General features: G+C 67.4%; 20 protein-coding genes. 7 read left to right on the top strand and 13 right to left on the bottom strand.

Annotated elements, in window-relative coordinates:
* Positions 1-3 precede the first annotated feature (3 nt).
* The 4 genes from pxpA to pcp all read left to right on the top strand — a co-directional run bounded on the left by pxpA (position 4) and on the right by pcp (position 3,190).
* A complete protein-coding gene (gene pxpA, locus AC3FKH_RS02290; protein WP_488672566.1) occupies positions 4-744 on the top strand; it encodes a 5-oxoprolinase subunit PxpA in 741 nt (246 codons plus the stop codon).
* 100 nt (positions 745-844) lie between these two features.
* On the top strand, positions 845-1,570 hold the full coding sequence (locus AC3FKH_RS02285; RefSeq protein WP_488672564.1) for a DUF969 domain-containing protein: 726 nt from the start codon (positions 845-847) through the stop codon (positions 1,568-1,570).
* A 3-nt stretch (positions 1,571-1,573) separates the two neighbouring features.
* Complete coding sequence (locus tag AC3FKH_RS02280) at positions 1,574-2,524, top strand: DUF979 domain-containing protein (protein ID WP_488672562.1); 951 nt, start codon at positions 1,574-1,576, stop codon at positions 2,522-2,524.
* Positions 2,525-2,539: 15 nt separating this feature from the next.
* The gene (gene pcp, locus AC3FKH_RS02275) at positions 2,540-3,190 is read left to right on the top strand and encodes a pyroglutamyl-peptidase I (protein WP_488672560.1); all 651 of its coding nucleotides are present in this window, start codon (positions 2,540-2,542) and stop codon (positions 3,188-3,190) included.
* A gap of 57 nt (positions 3,191-3,247) precedes the next feature.
* Here pcp and AC3FKH_RS02270 read toward each other — a convergent pair whose 3' ends face one another.
* The 5 genes from AC3FKH_RS02270 to AC3FKH_RS02250 are packed head-to-tail and all read right to left on the bottom strand — an operon-like array spanning position 3,248 to position 8,148.
* Positions 3,248-4,507: a VanZ family protein gene (locus tag AC3FKH_RS02270; RefSeq protein ID WP_488672558.1), complete on the bottom strand. Its 1,260-nt coding sequence runs from the start codon at positions 4,505-4,507 to the stop codon at positions 3,248-3,250.
* A gap of 12 nt (positions 4,508-4,519) precedes the next feature.
* A complete protein-coding gene (locus tag AC3FKH_RS02265) occupies positions 4,520-5,155 on the bottom strand; it encodes an ABC-type transport auxiliary lipoprotein family protein (protein ID WP_488672556.1) in 636 nt (211 codons plus the stop codon).
* A 49-nt stretch (positions 5,156-5,204) separates the two neighbouring features.
* On the bottom strand, positions 5,205-6,146 hold the full coding sequence (locus AC3FKH_RS02260; RefSeq protein ID WP_488672554.1) for an MlaD family protein: 942 nt from the start codon (positions 6,144-6,146) through the stop codon (positions 5,205-5,207).
* Positions 6,143-7,015: an ABC transporter ATP-binding protein gene (locus AC3FKH_RS02255; RefSeq protein ID WP_488672552.1), complete on the bottom strand. Its 873-nt coding sequence runs from the start codon at positions 7,013-7,015 to the stop codon at positions 6,143-6,145. Before AC3FKH_RS02255 ends, AC3FKH_RS02260 begins: the two co-directional genes overlap by 4 nt.
* Positions 7,012-8,148, bottom strand: coding sequence for an MlaE family ABC transporter permease (locus AC3FKH_RS02250; RefSeq protein ID WP_488672887.1), 1,137 nt, complete (start codon positions 8,146-8,148; stop codon positions 7,012-7,014). Before AC3FKH_RS02250 ends, AC3FKH_RS02255 begins: the two co-directional genes overlap by 4 nt.
* 183 nt (positions 8,149-8,331) lie before the next feature.
* Between AC3FKH_RS02250 and AC3FKH_RS02245 the strand changes: the two genes are divergently transcribed.
* From AC3FKH_RS02245 to AC3FKH_RS02235, 3 genes are all read left to right on the top strand, one after another.
* The gene (locus AC3FKH_RS02245) at positions 8,332-9,192 is read left to right on the top strand and encodes a biotin--[acetyl-CoA-carboxylase] ligase (RefSeq protein ID WP_488672550.1); all 861 of its coding nucleotides are present in this window, start codon (positions 8,332-8,334) and stop codon (positions 9,190-9,192) included.
* Complete coding sequence (locus tag AC3FKH_RS02240; RefSeq protein ID WP_488672549.1) at positions 9,189-10,016, top strand: type III pantothenate kinase; 828 nt, start codon at positions 9,189-9,191, stop codon at positions 10,014-10,016. The genes AC3FKH_RS02245 and AC3FKH_RS02240 overlap by 4 nt, the downstream gene beginning before the upstream one ends.
* A gap of 73 nt (positions 10,017-10,089) precedes the next feature.
* A complete protein-coding gene (locus AC3FKH_RS02235) occupies positions 10,090-10,833 on the top strand; it encodes an SPOR domain-containing protein (RefSeq protein ID WP_488672548.1) in 744 nt (247 codons plus the stop codon).
* 56 nt (positions 10,834-10,889) lie between these two features.
* Here AC3FKH_RS02235 and rfaE2 read toward each other — a convergent pair whose 3' ends face one another.
* The 8 genes from rfaE2 to AC3FKH_RS02195 form a co-directional block, all read right to left on the bottom strand.
* Entirely contained in the window at positions 10,890-11,384 is a 495-nt protein-coding gene (gene rfaE2, locus AC3FKH_RS02230) for a D-glycero-beta-D-manno-heptose 1-phosphate adenylyltransferase (protein WP_488672546.1), read from the bottom strand.
* Positions 11,385-11,449: 65 nt separating this feature from the next.
* On the bottom strand, positions 11,450-12,403 hold the full coding sequence (locus AC3FKH_RS02225) for a LysR family transcriptional regulator (protein ID WP_488672544.1): 954 nt from the start codon (positions 12,401-12,403) through the stop codon (positions 11,450-11,452).
* 660 nt (positions 12,404-13,063) lie between these two features.
* Positions 13,064-13,921, bottom strand: coding sequence for a ferritin family protein (locus AC3FKH_RS02220; protein ID WP_483710106.1), 858 nt, complete (start codon positions 13,919-13,921; stop codon positions 13,064-13,066).
* Between the two features lie 193 nt (positions 13,922-14,114).
* Positions 14,115-15,398 (bottom strand): patatin-like phospholipase family protein, encoded by a 1,284-nt coding sequence (locus AC3FKH_RS02215; protein WP_488672542.1) that lies wholly within the window; start codon positions 15,396-15,398, stop codon positions 14,115-14,117.
* A 32-nt stretch (positions 15,399-15,430) separates the two neighbouring features.
* A complete protein-coding gene (locus tag AC3FKH_RS02210; RefSeq protein WP_488672541.1) occupies positions 15,431-16,210 on the bottom strand; it encodes a PhaM family polyhydroxyalkanoate granule multifunctional regulatory protein in 780 nt (259 codons plus the stop codon).
* 73 nt (positions 16,211-16,283) lie between these two features.
* A complete protein-coding gene (locus tag AC3FKH_RS02205) occupies positions 16,284-17,117 on the bottom strand; it encodes an enoyl-CoA hydratase/isomerase family protein (RefSeq protein ID WP_488672540.1) in 834 nt (277 codons plus the stop codon).
* 118 nt (positions 17,118-17,235) lie between these two features.
* Positions 17,236-18,216 (bottom strand): fumarylacetoacetate hydrolase family protein, encoded by a 981-nt coding sequence (locus AC3FKH_RS02200; protein ID WP_488672538.1) that lies wholly within the window; start codon positions 18,214-18,216, stop codon positions 17,236-17,238.
* A 39-nt stretch (positions 18,217-18,255) separates the two neighbouring features.
* Positions 18,256-19,254 carry a Bug family tripartite tricarboxylate transporter substrate binding protein gene (locus AC3FKH_RS02195; RefSeq protein WP_488672537.1) on the bottom strand — a complete coding sequence of 333 codons (999 nt, stop codon included), beginning with the start codon at positions 19,252-19,254 and terminating at the stop codon, positions 18,256-18,258.
* Positions 19,255-19,469: the final 215 nt, after the last annotated feature.

Below are 19,469 nucleotides of genomic sequence, written 5' to 3'. Positions count from 1 at the left end.
GCAATGCAGATCGATTTGAATGCCGACCTTGGCGAAGGCTGCGGCAACGACGAGGCGCTGCTCGCACTGATCAGTTCGGCCAACGTTGCGTGCGGTTGGCATGCGGGCGATGCCGCCACCATGCTGCAGACCGTGAAGTGGGCCATTGAAAAGGGCGTGGCCATCGGCGCGCACCCGAGCTTCCCCGACCGCGAGAATTTCGGCCGCACCGAGATGCAGCGCGACCCCGAAGCGGTCTATGCGGACGTGCTGTACCAGATCGGCGCGCTCGCCGCGATCGTGCGCGCACAGGGTGGCCAGCTGCATCACGTCAAGCCGCACGGCGCGCTGTACAACCAGGCCGCGCGCGACCCGGCGCTGGCCGAGGCCATCGTGCGCGCCGTGCGCGATTTCGATTCCGATCTGGTCTTCTTCGGCCTGGCCGGCAGCAAGATGATCGACGTGGCGCGCCAGGCTGGCCTGCGCGTCAAGGAAGAAGTCTTTGCCGACCGGGGCTACAACCCCGATGGCTCGCTCGTCAAGCGCGGCACGCCGGGCGCGTTGCATGAAGACGAGGAAGTCGCCCTGAACCAGACGCTGGCCATGGTGCGCGAGCAGCGCGTGCGCGCCATCGACGGCAACTGGGTACCGATCCGCGCCGAGACCGTGTGCCTGCACGGCGACGGCGCCCATGCACTGGCTTTTGCGCGCCGCATCCGCGAACGGCTCGGCGCCGAAGGCATTGCAGTCCGCGCCGGAGCCTAGGTCGGCAACCGTGGCCACCGGCATTTCCCGCGGCTTTCCCTGTCGTGCAGTCTGACGGCGGAAGGCCGCTAGCCTCCATCACACTTCTATTGGTGCCCCCATGGAACAGGCAGTCAACCTCTGGCCCCTCATCGGGGTCGGCGTCATCATCATCGGCTTCGTGCTGCGCTTCAATCCCATGCTGGTGGTGGCCCTTGCGGCGATTGCCACGGGCATTGCCGCGTCGATGCCGGTGATGCAGATCTTCTCCGCGATCGGCACCGCCTTCGTCAAGGCACGCAACCTGCCGCTGATCATTCTGCTGCCGCTGGCCGTGATCGGCCTGCTGGAGCGGCACGGGCTGCGCGAGCATGCGCAGGCGTGGATCGCGCGCATCGCGTCGGCCACCGTCGGCCGTTTGCTCATTGTCTATCTCGGCGTGCGCGAGCTGACCGCGGCCGTCGGCCTGACCAGCCTCGGCGGCCATCCGCAGATGGTTCGCCCGCTGCTGGCGCCGATGGCGGAAGGCGCGGCGGAGAACCGCTTCGGCCATCTGCCGGAGCCGGTGCGCCAGCGCGTCCTGGCATTCTGCGCGGCCACCGACAACGTGGGCCTGTTCTTCGGCGAGGATATCTTCGTGGCGTTCGGCGCTATCGCGCTGATGCACACGTTCCTGCTGTCGTCGAACATCGACGTGGAGCCGCTGCATATTGCCGTGTGGGGCATCCCGACCGCGGTCTGCGCGTTCCTGATCCACGCGGTGCGCCTGAAGCGCCTGGACGGTTGGCTGGAACGCGAGCTTGGCGGCAAGGCTGCTGCCAACGTCGCTGCCAAGAGCGGGGAGTAAGCCATGATCATTTCCATCGAGTACCTGTATTGGCTGGCGGGCCTGGTCCTGGCCATTACCGCGCTGCTGACCTTTGCCGACCGCGAGCATCCGCGCCGCTTCAGCACGGGCCTGTTCTGGCTGCTTTATGCCGCCGTCTTCCTGATCGGTGACCGCCTGCCGCCCGCGGCGGTGGGCATCGGTGCCGTGGTGATGGCGCTGATTGCCGGCTTCGGCGGCGTCGGCCACGGCAAGCACGACACGCTGCCCGAAGAAGAGCGCCGCGCCAGCGCGCGCCGCCTCGGCAACAAGCTGTTCATCCCGGCACTGCTGATTCCGGTGGTGACCGTGATCGGCACCGTGCTGTTCAAGGACGTGAAGATCGCCGGCATTCCGCTGCTCGATCCGAAGAACGTGACCTTCGTTTCGCTGGGCATCGGCTGCCTGATCTCGCTGGGCGTGGTGTGCTGGCTCACGCGCGACTCGGTCGTGCAGGGCATGCGCGAATCGCGCCGGCTGACGGAATCGCTCGGCTGGGCGCTGGTGCTGCCGCAGATGCTGGCGATGCTGGGCCTGGTGTTCGCCGATGCCGGCGTGGGCAAGGCCGTGGCGCACCTGACCACTGCCTACATCAACATGGATTACAAGCTGGTCGCCGTGGTGGTGTACTGCGTTGGCATGGCGCTGTTCACGGTGATCATGGGCAACGGCTTCGCGGCGTTTCCGGTCATGACCGGCGGTGTCGGCGTGCCGATCCTGGTCGGCATATTCCACGGCAATCCGGCGGTGATGGCGGCCATCGGCATGTTCTCGGGTTACTGCGGTACGCTGATGACGCCGATGGCGGCGAACTTCAACATCGTGCCGGCCGCGCTGCTCGAACTGGAAGACAAGAACGCCGTGATTCGTGCGCAGGTGCCGACCGCGCTGGCGATCCTTGTCGCGAACATCGCGCTGCTGTACTTCCTCATGTAAATCCGGAGACCCGCCATGCGCACCGTATTGCTCACAGGCTTCGAGCCATTCGAAAACGAGCCGATCAATCCGTCGTGGGAGGCGGTGCGCGCGCTGGACGGCGAGCGCATCGGCGATGCCGTGGTCGTCGCGCGCCAGTTGCCGTGTGTGTTCGGCGTGGCCATCGATGCCATGGACGCGCTGCTGCGCGAACTGAAGCCCGCAGTGGCCATCGCGGTCGGGCAGGCGGGCGGACGCATGGAAATGTCGGTCGAGCGCGTGGCGATCAATGTCGACGATGCCCGCATTGCCGACAACGCTGGTGCGCAGCCGATCGACACGGTGATTGCTGCGCAAGGTCCTGCTGCGTACTTTTCCACGCTGCCGATCAAGGCGATCGCGCGCGACATGCGCGCGGCCGGCGTGCCTGCCGCTGTATCGCAAACGGCGGGAACGTTCGTCTGCAACCACGTGTTCTATGGCCTGATGCATTGCCTTGCTACCCCTGTCGGCGCAGGCGTGCGTGGCGGGTTTATTCATATTCCCTATCTGCCCGAGCAGGCCGCGCGCCATCCGGGCCAGCCCAGCATGTCGCTGGAGATGATGATCCGCGGCATCCGCCAGGCTGTTGCCACCACGCTGACGACGGAAGTCGATGTGCGGGAGCAGGGCGGGCAGTTGCATTGAGGCGCTGGCAGCCGCAGCAGCCGGCCGGTCGCCAGACCGGCCGCTTCCCGAAGTCCATCAATCTCCCGACACCACCGCCTTCTCCCGCTTGACCGCCTCCCGCCGCGCCGCAGCCGCCTTGCGCCGCTCATGCCGGATCAGGCTCACCTGTTCAAACCGCCACATCACATAGCAGAACGCCAGGAACGGCCACAGCCACCCCAGCCACTGCGCCAGGCTGTTGAAATGCACGAACCGCCCCATCCTCCAGCCTTGCTCGGAGATCCATGCATACGGATTCGATGGCAGCACATTGGTGAGCATGACCAGCGTGATCAGCGCAGCCATGGCGAGCACCGCGCGCAGCCAGCGTGGCACGTACAACAGCAGCGCCAGCGCCAGCGAACTCGTCAGCAACGCGAAGCGGCCACCTTCGGACAGCCAGATGAAAGCGTTGCCATCGGGGAATTGCAGTTCCGCCACAGCGGCCTTGAGCAGCAGCGCCGCGGCAAGCAGTCCGGCCAGGATGCGCACCATCGGCGCGTGCCGCCGCATCGAGATCGAAGCGAACAGACCGGTGCCAAGCCAGCTGCTGGCTGTCACCATCGTTTCCAGCAACTGCTGGCTCTGCATGTCGTCAGGACGCAGGCCAATGCTTTCCTGCCATGCCGGCAGCGACGGCACCAGCATCTGCAAAACCTGCATCGGCCATGAGTCCGGATCGGTCAGCCATTCGCGCACGATGCCGCCCATGCCGAACAGATGTTCTTGCGGAAATATCTGCGCGAACGGCCACAGCATCAGCAGGATGATGGCAAAGCTCGCATGCGGCTCGAACCACGCACTGCGCAGCTGCGTGAGCGTGCCGCGGTCGATCAGCGCGGAGGTGAACGGCGCCACCACGGCACCGCCGAGCAGCGCGCCCAGCGCATTGGTGATGAGGTCGATGTTCGACGAGATGCGGCTCGGTAGCCAGGTCTGCAGCGCTTCCATGCAGCCGGAGAGCAGCGCGCCGGCGACGAACGCGATCAGCGTGGCGCGGGCACCCGACACGCGTGGATGCAAGGCAAGCACCGCCAGCGCGCCGAACGGACAGTAGCCGAGCACGTTGGTGAGCAGGTCGAACTCGGTGATGTAGCGCGGCTTGGGCGCCGTCAGGAACGCAAACGGCGAGATGCCGTTGTCGACCCAGCCGCTGAACGGGTACAGGCTCGCATAGACCACCAGCAGCGTGAAGCACACCAGCCCCACTCGCGCCAGCGGCGAGTGCCGGGGCGCGTCCACCTCAGGCAGTGGCGCCTGCGGCGGCATGGCGGGCGGCGTGCGGGCCGGCACCATGGGGCTGTCGTCCTACTTGCCCTGCATGGGCAGGGTGGCCGCCCACGCCAGCATGTCGGCGATGACCTTGTCGGTGCTGTCCGCCAGCGCCTTCACGCCACCCGCGCCGTCGGCGCTGGGCGCGGGCTCGCGCGCGGTGAAGGTCTGCTGGCCGATCATGCCGTGGAGGTACACCGTGGCGCGCACGCGCACCACGCCGCGGCTTTCGGTGGCGCTGTCGAACACCTGCTCGAACTCGAGCATGTCGATCTTGAGCGCGGGCACGGTGGTATCGCCAAACCACGTCAACGCACCGCGCGCGGCCACGGCTTCACGCAGGCGGCCGTCGAACAGCTGCGTGGGCGGTATCACCCAGCGCTGCGTGGCATAGGACTGCATCCGCTGCGCCTGCGCGTACTGCAGGCGGTAAAACAGCGCATTGCTTTCCATCCAGGTCGGACCGTCGGTCTGGGCGATTCTTAGTTTCGGCAGCTTTGGCAGCGTCCCGGCAGAATGTTCCGAGGCCAGCGGCGGCCCCAGGTCATAGGTCGTGACGGGGGGCGACGAGCGGGTCAGCGCGCAGCCAGCGAGAGCGGACACAATGGCCAGCGCGGCGAACAGGGTCCTGGCGGCGCGGCGTGCGGTGGGCAGGTCTGGTGTCGATGTCACGATTGGCCTCGTTGGTTCATCAGGGCTGGCAGATGGGCTGGCATATGGGTCACGGCGCGCTGAAGCCGGGCTCGCCCGGACCCGGCACCGGCGCCGGCGAGCCGAACAGCAGGCTGTTCGGGCTGTCGCTGAACTGCCCGGCGGCGCGTTCGAAGGTGCGGGCGGTCTGGCGTGCGTCGCGTGCCAGGCCGTTGATCTGCGGCAGCGTTTCCTGGCTCAGCGTGCCGGCAGCCGACTGGATCGATTCGGCCGCGCCCTGCAGGTCGTGCCCAACCGTATCGACCGTGCGCAGCACCGTGCCGTTCGGGTTGGCCAGTTCCTGCGTGAGCCGGCGCGTCGATTGCAGCGTCACGTTGAGGTTCTCGGCCACCTGCGGCAGCCGCGCCGCCGCGGGCGCGAGCGACGCCGACAGCTTCGAGTAGTCATCAGCGGTCTTGTGGATCGAGCGGATGGCCGCCATCAGCTCGGCACGGTTGTTCGTCTGGAACATGTCGTTGAGCGAGGTCATCATGGTCTCGACCTGCGTGAGCAGCGAGTCGCCGCGCTTTTCCAGTTCCTCGAAGAATCCCGGCCGCATGGCGATGCGCGCCACGGCCTTGGGCGAGGTGCGCAGCGGCGGCGACGTGACCGCGCCTTCTTCCGCGGCGGTGTCGTCCAGCTGCACGTAGGCGATGCCGGTCACGCCCTGGAAGCCCAGCGTGGCATACGTGGTCCGCGTGATCGGCGTGTCCTGGTTCACGTTGACGCGCACGATGATCTGGCCCGGCACCTGCGGGTCGAAGCGGATCGACACCACCTTGCCCACTTCCAGGCCGCGGTACTTCACGTCCGCCTGCGGCCCCAGGCCGTTCACCGTGGAGCGCGTGATCAGGTCGTAGGGCACGCGCACGGCGTGGTCGCTGCTGAACCAGAAAATCGCGAACAGCACCAGCACGGCCAGACCGATCGTGAACAGGCCGGCAAGGAAGGCGTGTGACTTGTTTTCCATCATGCTTCTCCAGGTTGCGCGCCGCCCTTAGCCGGCTGCAGGGCCTGCATCGCGCGCTGCGCGCGTTCGCCCAGGAAGTACTCGCGGATGAACGGGTGGTCCACCTTGACGACTTCCTCGATCGGCGCCGCAGCCAGCACCTTGTGGTCGGCGAGCGCGGCGACGCGGTCGGACAGCGCCACCAGCGTGTCGAGATCGTGGGTGATCATCACCACGGTCAGTCCCAGTTCGCGGCGCAACTCGCGAATCAGCTCGACGTAACCGTCGGAGGCCATCGGATCGAGGCCGGCGGTGGGTTCGTCCAGGAACAGCAGCTCCGGCTCCAGCGCCAGCGCGCGCGCCAGCGCCACGCGCTTGATCATGCCGCCGGACAGGTCGGACGGCATCTTGTCGGCATCGCGTGCCGACAGGCCCACCATCTGCAGCTTGAGCAGGGCAGCCTGGCAGATGAGATTGTCGGGCAGGGCCCGGAGTTCACGCAGCGGCAGCGCAATATTGTCGATGACCGACAAGGCCGAGAACAGCGCGCCGCCCTGGAACTGCAGGCCCCAGCGATTGCGCAGCGCCTGCAGCTGTGCGGGCTTCAGGCGGCTCGGGCTTTCGCCAAAGACGCGGATCGACCCTGACGTGGGCCGCTCCAGCCCGACGATCTGCCGCAGCAGCACGGTCTTGCCGCTGCCCGATCCGCCCACGATGGACAGGACTTCGCCGCGGTACACATCGAGGTTCACGCCGTCGTGCACGACGGCCTTGCCGTAGCGCTTGACGAGGTCGCGCACCTCGATGACGGCTTCGCCGCGCGCGGGCGGCGGGGAGGTGGACGAGGCGGCGGGCAAGGTGGCCGATGGGATCGTGCTGGTCGCGGTGCTCATATTCCCACGTCCTTGAACATCACGGCGAAGATGGCATCGGCGATGATCACGATGGTGATTGACACCACCACCGAGGCCGTGGTGCCTTCGCCCAGGCTCTGGGTATTGGGCCGGATACGCAGCCCGAAGTGGCAGGCGGCCAGTCCGATCAGCATGCCGAAGGCCACGCCCTTGCCCAGGCCCAGCCACAGGTTGGCCACGGGCACGGCGTCGGGCAGCGCGCGCAGGAAGAACGTCGGGCTGATGCCGAGCTGCATGCGCGCGGAAATGATGCCGCCGGCGAGTGCCAGTACGTCGGTCCACGCCACCAGCAGCGGCATGCACACGGCCAGCGCGACCACGCGCGGCATGATCAGGCGGAAGCCGTGGGAAATGCCCATGACACGCATGGCGTCGAGTTCTTCGGTCACGCGCATCACGCCGATCTGCGCGGTGATGGCCGAGCCCGAGCGCCCGGCGACGAGGATCGCGGCCAGCACCGGGCCCAGCTCGCGGATCACCGCCATGCCGAGGATATTGACGATGAAGGTGCTGGCGCCGAAGGTGCGCAACTGGTTGGCCGACAGGTACGACAGCACGATGCCGATCAGGAAGCCGACCAGTGCCGTGATGCCGAGCGCCTTGTAGCCGATGTTGTAGATATTGGCGGAAATCTCGCGCCACGGTCCGCGCTGCGGCGCGCGTGCGAAGCGGATCAGGTCGAAGGCGAGCTGTCCCAGCATGCTGACGCCGTTGGCGGCCTGCGCGCCGAACGACAGCACCGAACCGCCGAATTCCGTGATCGGGTTGAACCGCTCGACGATATGCTTCTTCCAGCCTTCGCTATGCAGGTTGGCGATGCGCTCGAACACGCGGCGCTGGCCGTCGCTGGCATCGAGCCGCTCCGGCAGCTTGCCGTTCCACGCCTGCCACAGCAGTTGCCCGCCCACGTGGTCGAGCTTGTCCACGCCGGCCAGCGACCAGTGGGCATCGTCGGGCGCATCGGCCAGCGCGTGCAGCCGGGAGCGCATGGTGCGCGCCTGATGGCAACCGGCCAGGGCCAGCGCGGTCCAGTCACCGCACAGCTGCACGCTGACGTTTCCGTCCTCGCGAGTGATGTTGAAGGCAGGCGTCGTCTGACTTTCCAAGGGCAGGGACAATGTGATGGCTTAGTCCCGATTCTAAGCCACAGGCTGGGGTGGCGCGAGGAAAGGGCGCCCGCGGCTACAATGCGGCCTTGGAACCGGCGCTTGCATCACGGCGGTTCCCGGAGCCAGCCGGACCGGCGCCGCTTACCAGCTTTCCATGCCCTTGCCACGTCCTTTCCTCGCTTTCCCATGACCGCCGCCCCCGATCCGCAGCCCGCCCACGCGCCATCCTGGCGCATCGACGCCGCCGCCCTGCGCGCGGCATTGCCCCAGTCGCTGCAGGGGTGGACGCTGGAGCTGGTCGAAGAGACCGGCTCCACCAACGCCGACCTGACGCAGGCCTGCCGGCAGGCGCCGTGGTCGGATGCGGGCACCCTGCGCCTGGCCTACCGCCAGACTGCCGGCCGTGGCCGCCAGGGCCGTCCATGGCAGGGGCAGGCGGGGCTGACGTTCTCGGTAGCGTTGCCGCTGGCGCTGGCGCCGTCGCAGCTGAGCGGCCTGAGCCTGGCCGTCGGACTGGCGCTGGCGCAGGCGCTTGGCGATGTCGACGCGGGCCTGGGCGCGCGCGTTGGCCTGAAATGGCCGAACGACCTGCAGATCGACGGGCGCAAGCTGGCGGGCATCCTGATCGAGGCCGTGCCGGCCGGCCCGCAACGCGTATGGGCCGTGATCGGCATCGGCCTGAACCTGGTGCGCGATCCGCAGATGGAGCTTGCGCTCGGGCGCGAACTGGCCGGCGTGGCGGAGGCCTTGCCGGGCTTTGATGCGCAGCGCGACGCCACCGGGCTGCTGGCCGCCGTGCTCGCGCGGCTGGGTGCGATGCGCGAGCTGTTCCTGGCGCAGGGCTTTGCGCCCATGGCCGCGCCATGGTCCGCACTGGATGCGTATCGCGACCAGCCGGTCCGGCTGCTGCACGATGGCAAGGTGCTGGCCGAAGGCATGGCGCGGGGCGTCGACGGCGATGGTCAGCTGCTGCTGGAAACGCCAGCGGGCATGGAGCGCATCAACAGCGGCGAGCTGTCGTTGCGGCCCGCCGGGGGCGCGGCATGAGCGCGCCGCTGCTGCTGGTCGACATCGGCAACACCAGGCTGAAATGGGCCTGGTGCGAGGCTGGCCGGACGCACGTGGCCGAACCTGGGCACCTGCCCACGCCATGGCGGCACGGCGGCGCCCTTGCGCACACCGAAGACGGCGCCATGGACGCATTGGCCGGCGCGTTGCGCGACCTGCGCGGCAAGGGGCCGATGCCGACGGTATGGATCACCAATGTCGCGGGACCGGTGATTGCCGCGCAGGTCGACGCCATGCTGGTGGCGGCATTCGGCGAATGCCCCGCCGTGCAATGGGTGCGCAGCGCGGCCAGCCACGGCGACCTCGTCAACGGCTATCGCGAGCCCACGCAGCTTGGCGTGGACCGCTGGGTCAGCAGCGTCGGCGCGCATCGCTGGCTGCCTGGCGAGACCCTGCTGATCGTCACGGCGGGCACGGCAACCACGCTCGATATCGTCACGGCGCAGCCGGACGGCCGGGCATGCTTCGAGGGCGGACTGATCCTGCCGGGCCTGGCGTTGATGCTCGGCACGCTGGCGCGCAACACGGCGCAACTGCCGGCGCTCGATGTGGAAGAGACCGCCACCGCAGCCGCCACGCGCCTGTCGTGGGCTGACAACACCCATGACGCCATTGCCGCGGGCTGCCTGGCCGCGCAGGCCGGCGCCGTCGAACGGACCTGGCGCACGCTGAGCGCGCGCAGCCACACGCGTTGCCTGCTGTCGGGCGGCGCGCGGCACGCGCTGGCGGGAGCGCTCGCCGTGCCGTTCGAGATGCACGATAATCTCGTGCTGCTCGGGCTGCACGCGATGGCAACGGCCTGAGCGCCACGCCGCCGCCATTATCGCAGCGCCCGGCAATCGTCCACGCGTCGCCCCTTTGACATCGCCCCGCCCCATGTTCCGCCTTGGCCCGCCCGACCGGCCGCACTGGCTGTCGATCCTGCTGCCGCTGTTGCTGCTGGCAAACGTCGTCCTGCTCGCGGCCGTGCTGGGCGCGTTCGGCCCGGACCCGATGTCGGGCTGGCTCGGCACGCCGCGCGAACCGGCACGGCTGCGGCAGCAGGTGCGCACCGAGCGCATGGAGCTTCGCCCCGCGCCCCCGGCGCCCGAGGCGGTTCCGCGCAGCGCGGGTCCGGCCGGCAAAGTCATTGCGGTAGCGGGCACGGGCAGCGACAACAGCCAGTGCGTGGAAATCGGCGGGTTCAGCGCACAGGCCGTTCGCCGTGTGGCCGAAGACCTTTCCGGTGGTTCCTGGCAGGTCGAGCAGTTCGAGCGCCGCGAGCAGGTGCGCTGGTGGATCCACCTGCCGGCCCAGCCCACGCGCGAGAATCTCGAACGCAAGCTGGCCGAACTGCGCCGCCGCAACGTGACCGACTATGCGGTGGTCACCAGCGGCACGCCCGACGCGGAGTCGTTCACGGTATCGCTAGGCTTGTTCCGCGAGCGCGAACACGCCGAACACTACCTGGAGACGCTGCGTGGACAGGGCGTGCGCACCGCCGTGCTGGCTGACGCGCCGCACCCGTTCATGCGCCCGTGGCTGCGCGTGCGCGGTGCCGATGAAGCGGTGCGCGCACGGCTGGACGCGATGCGCCAGCGCTACGGCGCCGAGACGCTGCTGACCTGCGGCGCCGCCTGAGCATCCGGATCCGGTGAAGCAACACGGACAGCGGACCTGAGCGCCGGCCCATTGCTTTAACGATGCTGCCGGACCTTGGTCAGCAGCTTGGTGGTCGAGCGGTCGTGGAGGAACGGGATGGCGATGGCCTTGCCGCCCCAGCTGCGTACCAGCCGCGTTTCCTCGAGCGTCTCGATGTCGTAGTCGCCGCCCTTCACGTAGATATCCGGGCGCACCTGGCGGATCAGCTCCACCGGGGTCTGCTCGCGGAACATCGCCACGAGGTCCACCGAAGCCAGCGCGGCCAGCAATGCCATGCGGTCGGATTCATGGTTCAGCGGGCGGTCGTCGCCCTTGCCCAGCATCCGCACCGAGCCGTCGCTGTTGACGCCCACGACCAGGCTGGCGCCGAGTTCGCGCGCCTGCGCCAGGTAGGTCGCGTGGCCCCGGTGCAGGATGTCGAAGACGCCGTTGGTGAACACCAGCGGGCGCGGCAGCGCCGCGATGTGCGCGGCCAGCGCCGCGGCATCGTCGGGCAGGGTCAGTTTGGATTCGAAGGCGGGTACGGACATGTCTGGGGCCAGGTTTTTCATCCCCGGAATGGTACCCCACGCCGGCTGGTCCGCTGGCAGCCGATTCAGCCGGCACGCCGCAATGGCCGGGCCTCGTCATTGGCGGGTAGCGGCATGGTGGCCGCCGCAATCCCGCGCAGCACCGTCAGCAGCTCCCGGCGCACCGTGCCGAGCCATGACGCTTCGGCGCATCCGGACAGGTAGAACAGGCTCAGGTTGGCCCAGGCAGGGAAGCCCGGCGGCACGTCGGTCACGTAGGCCGCGCTGGCGCCATCGATCCACGGCACGTTGAACTTCAGCACCGGTGTCAGGCCGCCGCGCGAGCGCCACAGCGCCAGCTGGCCGTTCCAGGACGGTGCCACGGTCAGCCGCACGCCATCCGCCGCCCCGGCCAGGTAGCGCCGCACCGGGCTGTCGGAATCGGCATCGTCGCTGAGCAGGGTCCAGTGTTCGCGCTGGCCGTTGTCCGGGCCGGTGTCCGCCGTCGGCAGGCCGATCATGCAGCGCTGCGCCCTGAGCATGTGCTCGCTCGCGATGCCGTCGAGCGATACCACGCCGTCGACCGTCACCGCGCAATCGATCAGCCCCTTGCGCAGCGCCTGGCCTGTCTGGCGGCCATTGTCGAGCACGCTGGAGACGATCTGGCGCTCCGGCAGCGCGGCCGAGACCCGTGCCAGGATTTGCGTCAGCGCCGGGTCGCCGAGTGCCATCGACAGACCGATGCGCAGCGTCTGCCTGGGTCCTGCGAGCCGCGGCGCCTGGCGGTTGTGTTCGATCAGGCCGTGCCAGTTCTGCAGCATGCCGGAGGCCGCTTTCTCGAGCTTCAGCCCCCGCGCGGTCGGCACCAGGCTGCCGCGCCGTTCGAGGAAGAGCGGGTCGCCGGTCACTTCACGCAGCTTGCGGATGGCGTAGACCACCGTGGGCGGGCGCATGCCCAGTGCCACGGCGGCGTTGGCAATACCGCCATGGCGCATGACGTGGAGAAAGACATCGAGCGCCTTGAAATCAATGTGACGCAATATTCAACCCCCTAACGATTATGTTGTCGCGTGCCGAATTAAAATGCCGGCCGGTCGAATAATCAGCCTTATCCAGGAATTCCCGTGCTTTTGTGGAAAACTCGGATATTCGGAATGGGATCCCCGCTGCAACGCCGGGTGGCTCACCCATTCGGGCTATGGGCACTACGACAAGACCTCTCCAGAACAGGAGGAGCGATTATCTTATCGTATATTTCAGGCCCTTACAAAATGACTAGATTGAATCGTCTAATGTTTGCGGAAACAAACATTAATAATTAAAACTCGTTACCACATTAATCCGTGGCGGCGATTTAATTTTTCTTTTTGGTGATTTCAAAGGTTTCGTGAAAAACCGGAAACCCAGATGGCAAGCCCACAGCGGGGGAATGTGTCCGATGATGCAAACGAATGTGGTAACCCGTTACTACCCGGGCGGGCAATATTGCCGGTAGCATCCTGGCCCCTTTGAATGCCGCGGCGATTTTAAGCGCATTGACGAGGTTGTTCCGCCCCATCGCTACACGACGATTGCGTCAGGGAGACTTCGGGTGGACGTCACCATGGCGGCGCGTTCATCGATCTAAAACGGCGGGCACCAATGAAAAAAGCCCCATCGGTCCGATGGGGCTTTTCAGTCAGCGGGAGTCAGTCCGGGATTCAGGCCGGTTGCTCGCCACCGCCGGCCTGCAGGCTGGCGTTCAGTTCCTTGCGATAGCGGTTCAGGTCCTGCACCGTTTCGAAGGTGCGCTCGAACAGCAGCGACATATTGTGCAGGATCCGTTCGATAACCTTCTTTTCCCAGCCTTCGTCGAAGCGGATCTGCTCGTCGAGCCACGTTTCCAGCCAATCGGGATCGGGCAGGCGCGACTGCACGGTGTCGTTCGGGAACAGCGCCTTGTTGACATGCAGGTTGGTCGGGTGCAGCGGCTTCTCGGTGCGGCGCGCCGAGGCCATCAGCACGCCGATCTTGGCGAACGCGGCACGCGCGTTGTCGCCGAACTGCGCCAGGTACTTCTTCATGTAGCGCAGGTAGGCGCCGCCATGGCGGGCTTCGTCCTGCGACAGGGTGCGGTAGATATGCTTGATGACCGGTTCCGAATGCCACTCGGCCGCGCGGCGGTACCAGTGGTTCAGGCGGATCTCGCCGCAGAAATGCAGCATCAGCGTTTCCAGCGGCGGGGCCGGGTCGAACTCGAAGCGCACCGCGTGCAGCTCTTCCTCGGTCGGCACCAGGTCCGGGCGGAAGCGGCGCAGGTACTCCATCAGCACCAGCGAATGCTTCTGCTCTTCGAAGAACCAGATGCTCATGAAGGCCGAAAAGTCGGAGTCGTGGCGGTTGTCACGCAGGAACATCTCGGTTGCCGGCAGGGCCGACCATTCCGTGATGGCGTTCATGCGGATGGTCTTGGCCTGGTCGTCCGTCAGCAGGCTGGCGTCGAACGTATCCCAGGGGATGTCCTTGTCCATGTGCCAGCGGACCGCTTCCAACGATTTGAACAGTTCGGGGTAGAGCATGGTAAGCCTTTGAAATTACGGGCGGATTCTACCAGATGCGAATTATTCTCTATTCCCTTTTTTAGGGCGGATCGCCGCAAATGCAACGACTATCTCAGTGGTTCGGGCGGATTCAACGCCATATTTGGGCGATTAGCGACACGCTCGTGCAGCCATGTGCCAATGACGGCGCTTGTCGGCTGGGAGGCTGTCTTTATACGACGTGTGCATGGGTGATCTGCGCGGCGCCTGCGTGGCCCGCCGGTGTGTCCGGGATGATGCCATACAGGAAGGCCGCCAGTTCATCGGCCTGGGCCGCGGCGTCCCGTTCGCCGAGCGCGATCAGGGCTTGGGTGAACTCGGGCTCGAACAGCAGGTAGCTCGCGAACGCGGCCCCGCGCGCCTCGGTGCCGCCCAGCGGACTCAGCAGCGCGCGCACGGTGCGCGGCAGCTGCTGCAGGTGTTCGGCGGCAATGGCCTCGATGGGCTCGCTTGGCGAAATCGTCATGACCTGCACGGGGCGCCAGCCTTCGGCATCGCCCGCCAGTTCCGGCATGCGCGCCAGCAGGCGGTTGATGTGGAGCAGGCGCTCCAGGTCGGCCGAAAGCCCGTCCAGGAAGATGCTCGCCAACGCCTGCCCGCCGACCTGGGCCAGCGACGGATAGCCGCCGGACGGCACGGTGTCGAACCAGCCGGGACGCTGCCGCGACGCCGAGCCGATTGCCAGCACGCGCGCGGCGCCCAGGTGGATGGCCGGTGACAGCGGCGACATCTGGCGCATGGTGCCGTCGCCGAACCACTCGTGATGGCCATCGAGTTCCAGCGCCATGGCCGGGAACAGGAACGGGATCGACGACGACGCCAGCAGGTGGTCCACCGTGATCTGCGCGGGCACCGCAATGCGCTGGCTGCGGTGCCACGGGTGGATGCGCCGGTGCGACTGGTAGAACGTCACGTGCCGGCCGGTGCTGTAGGACAGTGCCGTGACCGCGAACGCCTGCAGCAAGCCGGCATCGAGGCTTGCCTGCACGCGCTGCCCGTCGAACAGTTCGCCCAGCATGCTGCCCAGCGGCGCGTTGTCGAGCAGCGCGCGCGGCGCGCGCCGCTGCGTGACCCAGCCGAACGCCAGCGCCGACAGCCAGCGTGCGCCGGACACGCCCGCGCGCAGCACGTCGGTGCGGTAGACGTCGTCGGTGTGGATGCCGTGCCAGAGTGCCGAGAGGCTGTCCGCGGCGGCCTGGAAGTCCGCCGCCTGGATCGCCAGCCCGGCACCGTTGATGGCGCCTGCCGAGGTGCCGGCGAGGATGCCGAACGGTATCGGCTCATGGGCATGCCCATGCTCGGCTGCGATGCGCGCCACGCCGCTGAGCACGCCGGCCTGGTAGGCCGCGCGCGCGCCGCCGCCCATCATGATCAGCGCGGTGGCGTTGCGTTGCACGCCGCCATGGTGTCCATGGCGCGGCGTGGTGGCGTGGTGGGTGAAATTGTCTCGATGCATGCGGCAAGCCGGGCAGCCGGGGGGCAGCGGCGTTACTTGTCGCCGTTGGCAGGCTTGGCCGTCTTGCCAGCGCCCGACGGCTTCTTGCGCGCGGCCGTGCTCCTGGCCGCGTCCTTCGTGGCCCCCTTCGGTGCGGTGTCGGCGTTGCGCGCGGGGCTGGCTGCCGACTTGTCCGTGGCGGCTGGCTTGGCGGCCGGCTTGTCGTCCGGTTTTTCTTCAGGCTTTGCGGCCGTGGCCGATGTGCCGGCACCAAAGCCGCTCATGCCGAACGGTGCAATGCTGGCTGCCGCCGCGCCGCTGGCGATCTGGTTGAACTGCTGCTGCAGCATGTCCCACCACAGCGATGCGTTGGGCGGCAGCGCCTCTTCAGCAGCCTTGCCGGCGCCTGCCTCGGCCGAGTCGTCTGCCTGCGCGGCGGGTTCCGGTGCGGCGTCCTGGGCGGGCTTTTCACTGGCGGCCGGACGCTGCGAGGGCGTGGTGCCTGGCGCGTTGGCGGCGCGTGCCACGGTTTCCATGGCGTTCTGCATGGCCTCCGGCGACAGCGCGTTGCCGAAGGTCTGCAGCGCCACCAGCGTGGCGCGCTGTACCTCCAGGCCCTGGATGGTGGTGTGCAGCAGGTTGGTATTGAGCTGCAGCCAGCTTTCCACGGCCTTCAGGTCGTGGATGCGCTTGTCGAGGTCTTCAAGGTTCATGGGCGGGGTCATGGCCGCCTGCAGGCCGGGCATCAGGCTGCCGGGCAAGCCGGCGCCGCTGCCCCACAGCTTGCGCATGAATTCGAAGCCGTTGGTGAAATCGGGAATCTGTCCGAACATGTCATGCGCTCCGTCATGGAGCCAGTTGGCGGGCAAGGGGCGCCGCGGTCTGGCTCCGTCCAATCGGGTTGGGCTACTTGAACTCAGGCGGCCGCTTCTGGCGCAGGCTCGCCATGCCTTCGTGCACGTCGGGGCCGGCAAAGCCCATGAATTCGAGCGCCAGCGAGGAATCGAAGGCGGGACCGGCCATCCGCAGCCAGTTGTTGAGGGCGTACTTGGTCCAGCGAATCGCCGTCTGCGAACCGGCTGCCAGCCGGCTGGCGACGTCAAATGCGCGCTCGACCAGTTCGTCTTCATCCACCGCCAGCGAGACCAGGCCGATCCGCTCGGCTTCTTCGCCGCTGACCGACTCGCACAGCATCAGATAGTACTTGGCCTTGGCCATTCCGCACAGCAGGGGCCACACGATCGCGGCATGGTCGCCGGCCGCCACGCCCAGGCGCGTGTGCCCGTCGACGATGCGCGCGGTCTTCGCCGCGATCGAGATATCGGCCAGCAGCCCGGCCACCAGGCCCGCGCCGACGGCGGGGCCGTGCATGGCCGAGACCACAGGTTTGTCGCAGTTGATGACGTTGTAGACGAGGTCGCGCGCCTCGTGCCAGACACGCGTACGCGTCTCGAAATCCGTGGCCATGGCCTCCACCAGCGACAGGTCGCCGCCGGCGGAAAAGCCCTTGCCCTCGCCGCGGATCAGGGCCACGCGCACGTCCGGGTCAGCCGACACATCGCGCCAGATCTCTGCCAGCTCGCGGTGCATGTTGGCGTCCGCGGTGGCCAGCTTCTGGTTGGCCGACTGCGCCGCGCCCATGATGATTTCCAGGATCGGGCCATGCTGGCGCAGCGTGAGTGCGCGATAGCGTTCGTAGCGGGAAGAGAGCGGCGTGGGGGCTGGTGTTGGTGTCGTCATGGCAGGCCTGTGCAATGGAAAAAGGGCCGTGCCGGGTGCATGGATTTATTCACCAACCGGCCGGTCGGTAAATTATATGCACATCCGGCACGGCCCTGGCCGGCCTGCGGTCTTGCCGTCAGGGCTGCGCGACGAGCTGGTCGATGGCGCCGAACACCGAATGGCCCTGGGCGTCGAACATCTCGATCTTCACCGCGTCGCCGAACTTCATGAACTCGGTCGACGGCTTGCCGTCCTCGATGGTCTCCAGCATGCGCTTCTCGGCGATGCAGCAGTAGCCCTTCTTGCGGTCGACATTCGAGATGGTGCCCGAGCCGACGATGCTGCCGGCGCGCACGTTGCGCGTCTTGCAGATATGCGCGATGAGCTGGCCGAAGTCGAACACCATGTCGGTGCCGCAGTCGGGCTGGCCCACTTTCTTGCTGTTCCAGTGCACGGTCATCGGCAGGTGCACCTTGCGCTCGCGCCAGGCATCGCCGAGTTCATCGGGCGTGACCGCCACCGGCGAGAACGCCGTGGCGGGCTTGCTCTGGAAGAAGCCGAAGCCCTTGCCAAGTTCGGCCGGAATCAGGTTGCGCAGCGACACATCGTTGGCCAGCAGCACCAGGCGGATGCCCTCGGCGGCCTGCGCGGGCGTGGCGCCCATCTTCACGTCGCCGGTGATGACGGCCACTTCGGCCTCGAAGTCGATGCCGAAGGTTTCGCTGGCGCACACGATGTCGTCGTACGGCCCCAGGAAATCGTCGGAGCCGCCCTGGTACATCAGCGGATCAGTCCAGAACTCGGGCGGCATCTCGGCGCCGCGCGCCTTGCGCACGAGCTCGACGTGATTGACGTAGGCCGAGCCGTCGGCCCACTGGTAGGCGCGCGGCAACGGTGCCATGCAGTGCTTTGGATCGAACGGGAACGGATGGCGCGCGCGGCCCGCATTGAGGGCGTCGGAGAGGTCCTGGAGCTGCGGCGCGTAGAAGGCCCAGTCGTCCAGCACGGTCTGCAGGCGGCCGGCGACATCGGCGGCGTAATGGGCGGTCTTCAGGTCGCGCGAGACGACCACCAGCTGGCCGTCGCGCGAGCCATCCTTGAGGGTGGCGAGTTTCATGGTCGGTAAAGGTAAAGCCTTGGCTTGATGAGTCGACCGTCAGTCTACCGTGATGCCTTTTGCCTTGATCAGCTTGCCCCAGCGCTCGGCCTCGGCGTGCGCGTATTGCGCGAACTCTTCCGGCGTGCTCGAAACCGGTTCGACGCCGACGCCTTCCATGCGCTTCTGCACCTCGGGGCTCTTCAGTGCCTTGACCAGTTCGGCGTTGAGCCGGGTGACGACGGGTTTGGGCGTGCCGGCCGGCGCCACCACCCCTTGCCACGCATAGGCCTCGAAGCCGGCGATGCCGCCTTCGGCCACGGTCGGCACATTGGGCAGCACGGCCAGGCGTTTGGGCGTGGCCGTGCCGAGCGCGCGCAGCTTGCCGCCGGTGATGTTCTGCTGGCCCGATGCCAGGTCCACGAACATCAGGTCCACCTGCCCGGCCAGCAGGTCCTGCACGGCCGGCGCGGCGCCCTTGTAGGGCACGTGGGTCATCTTGATGTGGGCCTGGTCCATGAACAGTTCCATCGCCAGGTGGTGCGGGCTGCCCGCGCCCGGCGAGGCAAAGTTGACCTTGCCGGGGTTGTGCTGCGCGTACTCGATGGCTTCCCTGAGCGTCTTGGCCGGGAAGTTCGGCGCGGCCACCAGCACCAGCGGGAAACGCGCCACCATGCCGACGTGGACGAAGTCCTTCTCGGCGTTGTAGGGCAGCTTCTTGTACAGCGACGGATTGGCGGCCAGCGTGGCAGTGTCGGCAGTCAGCACCGTGTAACCGTCGGGCTTGGCGTGGGCGACCGCGTCAGCGCCGACGATGGTCGCCGCGCCGGGCCGGTTGTCGACCACCACCTGCTTGCCCAGCGCGGGCGAAATGGCCTGGCCCAGCGTGCGCGCCACCACGTCGGTGCCGCCGCCGGCCGGATAGGGCACGACCCAGCGGATCGGCTGCGACGGCCATGCATCCGCCGCACTGGCGGGCAACGCGGCGGTGGCGGAAAAGGCGGCAAGGGCGCAGCAGGCAGCGCGCAGCAAGGCGCGCGAAGGGCGGAAGGGCGTCACAGGTTGTCTCCGTCTGGTGTCCTCAGCCCGGCTTGCTTGGCGGCACCGTGGTCCATGGCGGACCGGCCGGTGCACCGGGTCTGTCGCGAAAGTCTACTCACCGTTTAAAAATTGGTAAATCGATTTCGCTATAGTAAATTCACGTAAGGATTTCGCCCGAGCCCCTGTGCTGGCGGCGGCCAATCCCCCACAATCCTGCTGTTGTTCGCTGACTC

The sequence above is a fragment of the Cupriavidus sp. 21MJTG02-4 genome (assembly GCF_057798975.1).
Note: the sequence above shows the minus strand (reverse complement) of the source record. Positions and strands in the feature narration are given on the sequence as shown.

Excerpts from the sequence above, each read along its gene's own strand:
- AC3FKH_RS02215 (WP_488672542.1), bottom strand. The coding sequence starts at position 15,398 with ATGCATCGAGACAATTTCACCCACCACGCCACCACGCCGCGCCATGGA.
- AC3FKH_RS02210 (WP_488672541.1), bottom strand. The coding sequence starts at position 16,210 with ATGTTCGGACAGATTCCCGATTTCACCAACGGCTTCGAATTCATGCGC.
- AC3FKH_RS02205 (WP_488672540.1), bottom strand. The coding sequence starts at position 17,117 with ATGACGACACCAACACCAGCCCCCACGCCGCTCTCTTCCCGCTACGAA.
- AC3FKH_RS02220 (WP_483710106.1), bottom strand. The coding sequence starts at position 13,921 with ATGCTCTACCCCGAACTGTTCAAATCGTTGGAAGCGGTCCGCTGGCAC.
- AC3FKH_RS02270 (WP_488672558.1), bottom strand. The coding sequence starts at position 4,507 with ATGGTGCCGGCCCGCACGCCGCCCGCCATGCCGCCGCAGGCGCCACTG.
- AC3FKH_RS02260 (WP_488672554.1), bottom strand. The coding sequence starts at position 6,146 with ATGATGGAAAACAAGTCACACGCCTTCCTTGCCGGCCTGTTCACGATC.
- rfaE2 (WP_488672546.1), bottom strand. The coding sequence starts at position 11,384 with ATGTCCGTACCCGCCTTCGAATCCAAACTGACCCTGCCCGACGATGCC.
- AC3FKH_RS02245 (WP_488672550.1), top strand. The coding sequence starts at position 8,332 with ATGACCGCCGCCCCCGATCCGCAGCCCGCCCACGCGCCATCCTGGCGC.
- pcp (WP_488672560.1), top strand. The coding sequence starts at position 2,540 with ATGCGCACCGTATTGCTCACAGGCTTCGAGCCATTCGAAAACGAGCCG.
- AC3FKH_RS02235 (WP_488672548.1), top strand. The coding sequence starts at position 10,090 with ATGTTCCGCCTTGGCCCGCCCGACCGGCCGCACTGGCTGTCGATCCTG.
- AC3FKH_RS02240 (WP_488672549.1), top strand. The coding sequence starts at position 9,189 with ATGAGCGCGCCGCTGCTGCTGGTCGACATCGGCAACACCAGGCTGAAA.
- AC3FKH_RS02255 (WP_488672552.1), bottom strand. The coding sequence starts at position 7,015 with ATGAGCACCGCGACCAGCACGATCCCATCGGCCACCTTGCCCGCCGCC.
- AC3FKH_RS02285 (WP_488672564.1), top strand. The coding sequence starts at position 845 with ATGGAACAGGCAGTCAACCTCTGGCCCCTCATCGGGGTCGGCGTCATC.
- AC3FKH_RS02280 (WP_488672562.1), top strand. The coding sequence starts at position 1,574 with ATGATCATTTCCATCGAGTACCTGTATTGGCTGGCGGGCCTGGTCCTG.
- pxpA (WP_488672566.1), top strand. The coding sequence starts at position 4 with ATGCAGATCGATTTGAATGCCGACCTTGGCGAAGGCTGCGGCAACGAC.
- AC3FKH_RS02200 (WP_488672538.1), bottom strand. The coding sequence starts at position 18,216 with ATGAAACTCGCCACCCTCAAGGATGGCTCGCGCGACGGCCAGCTGGTG.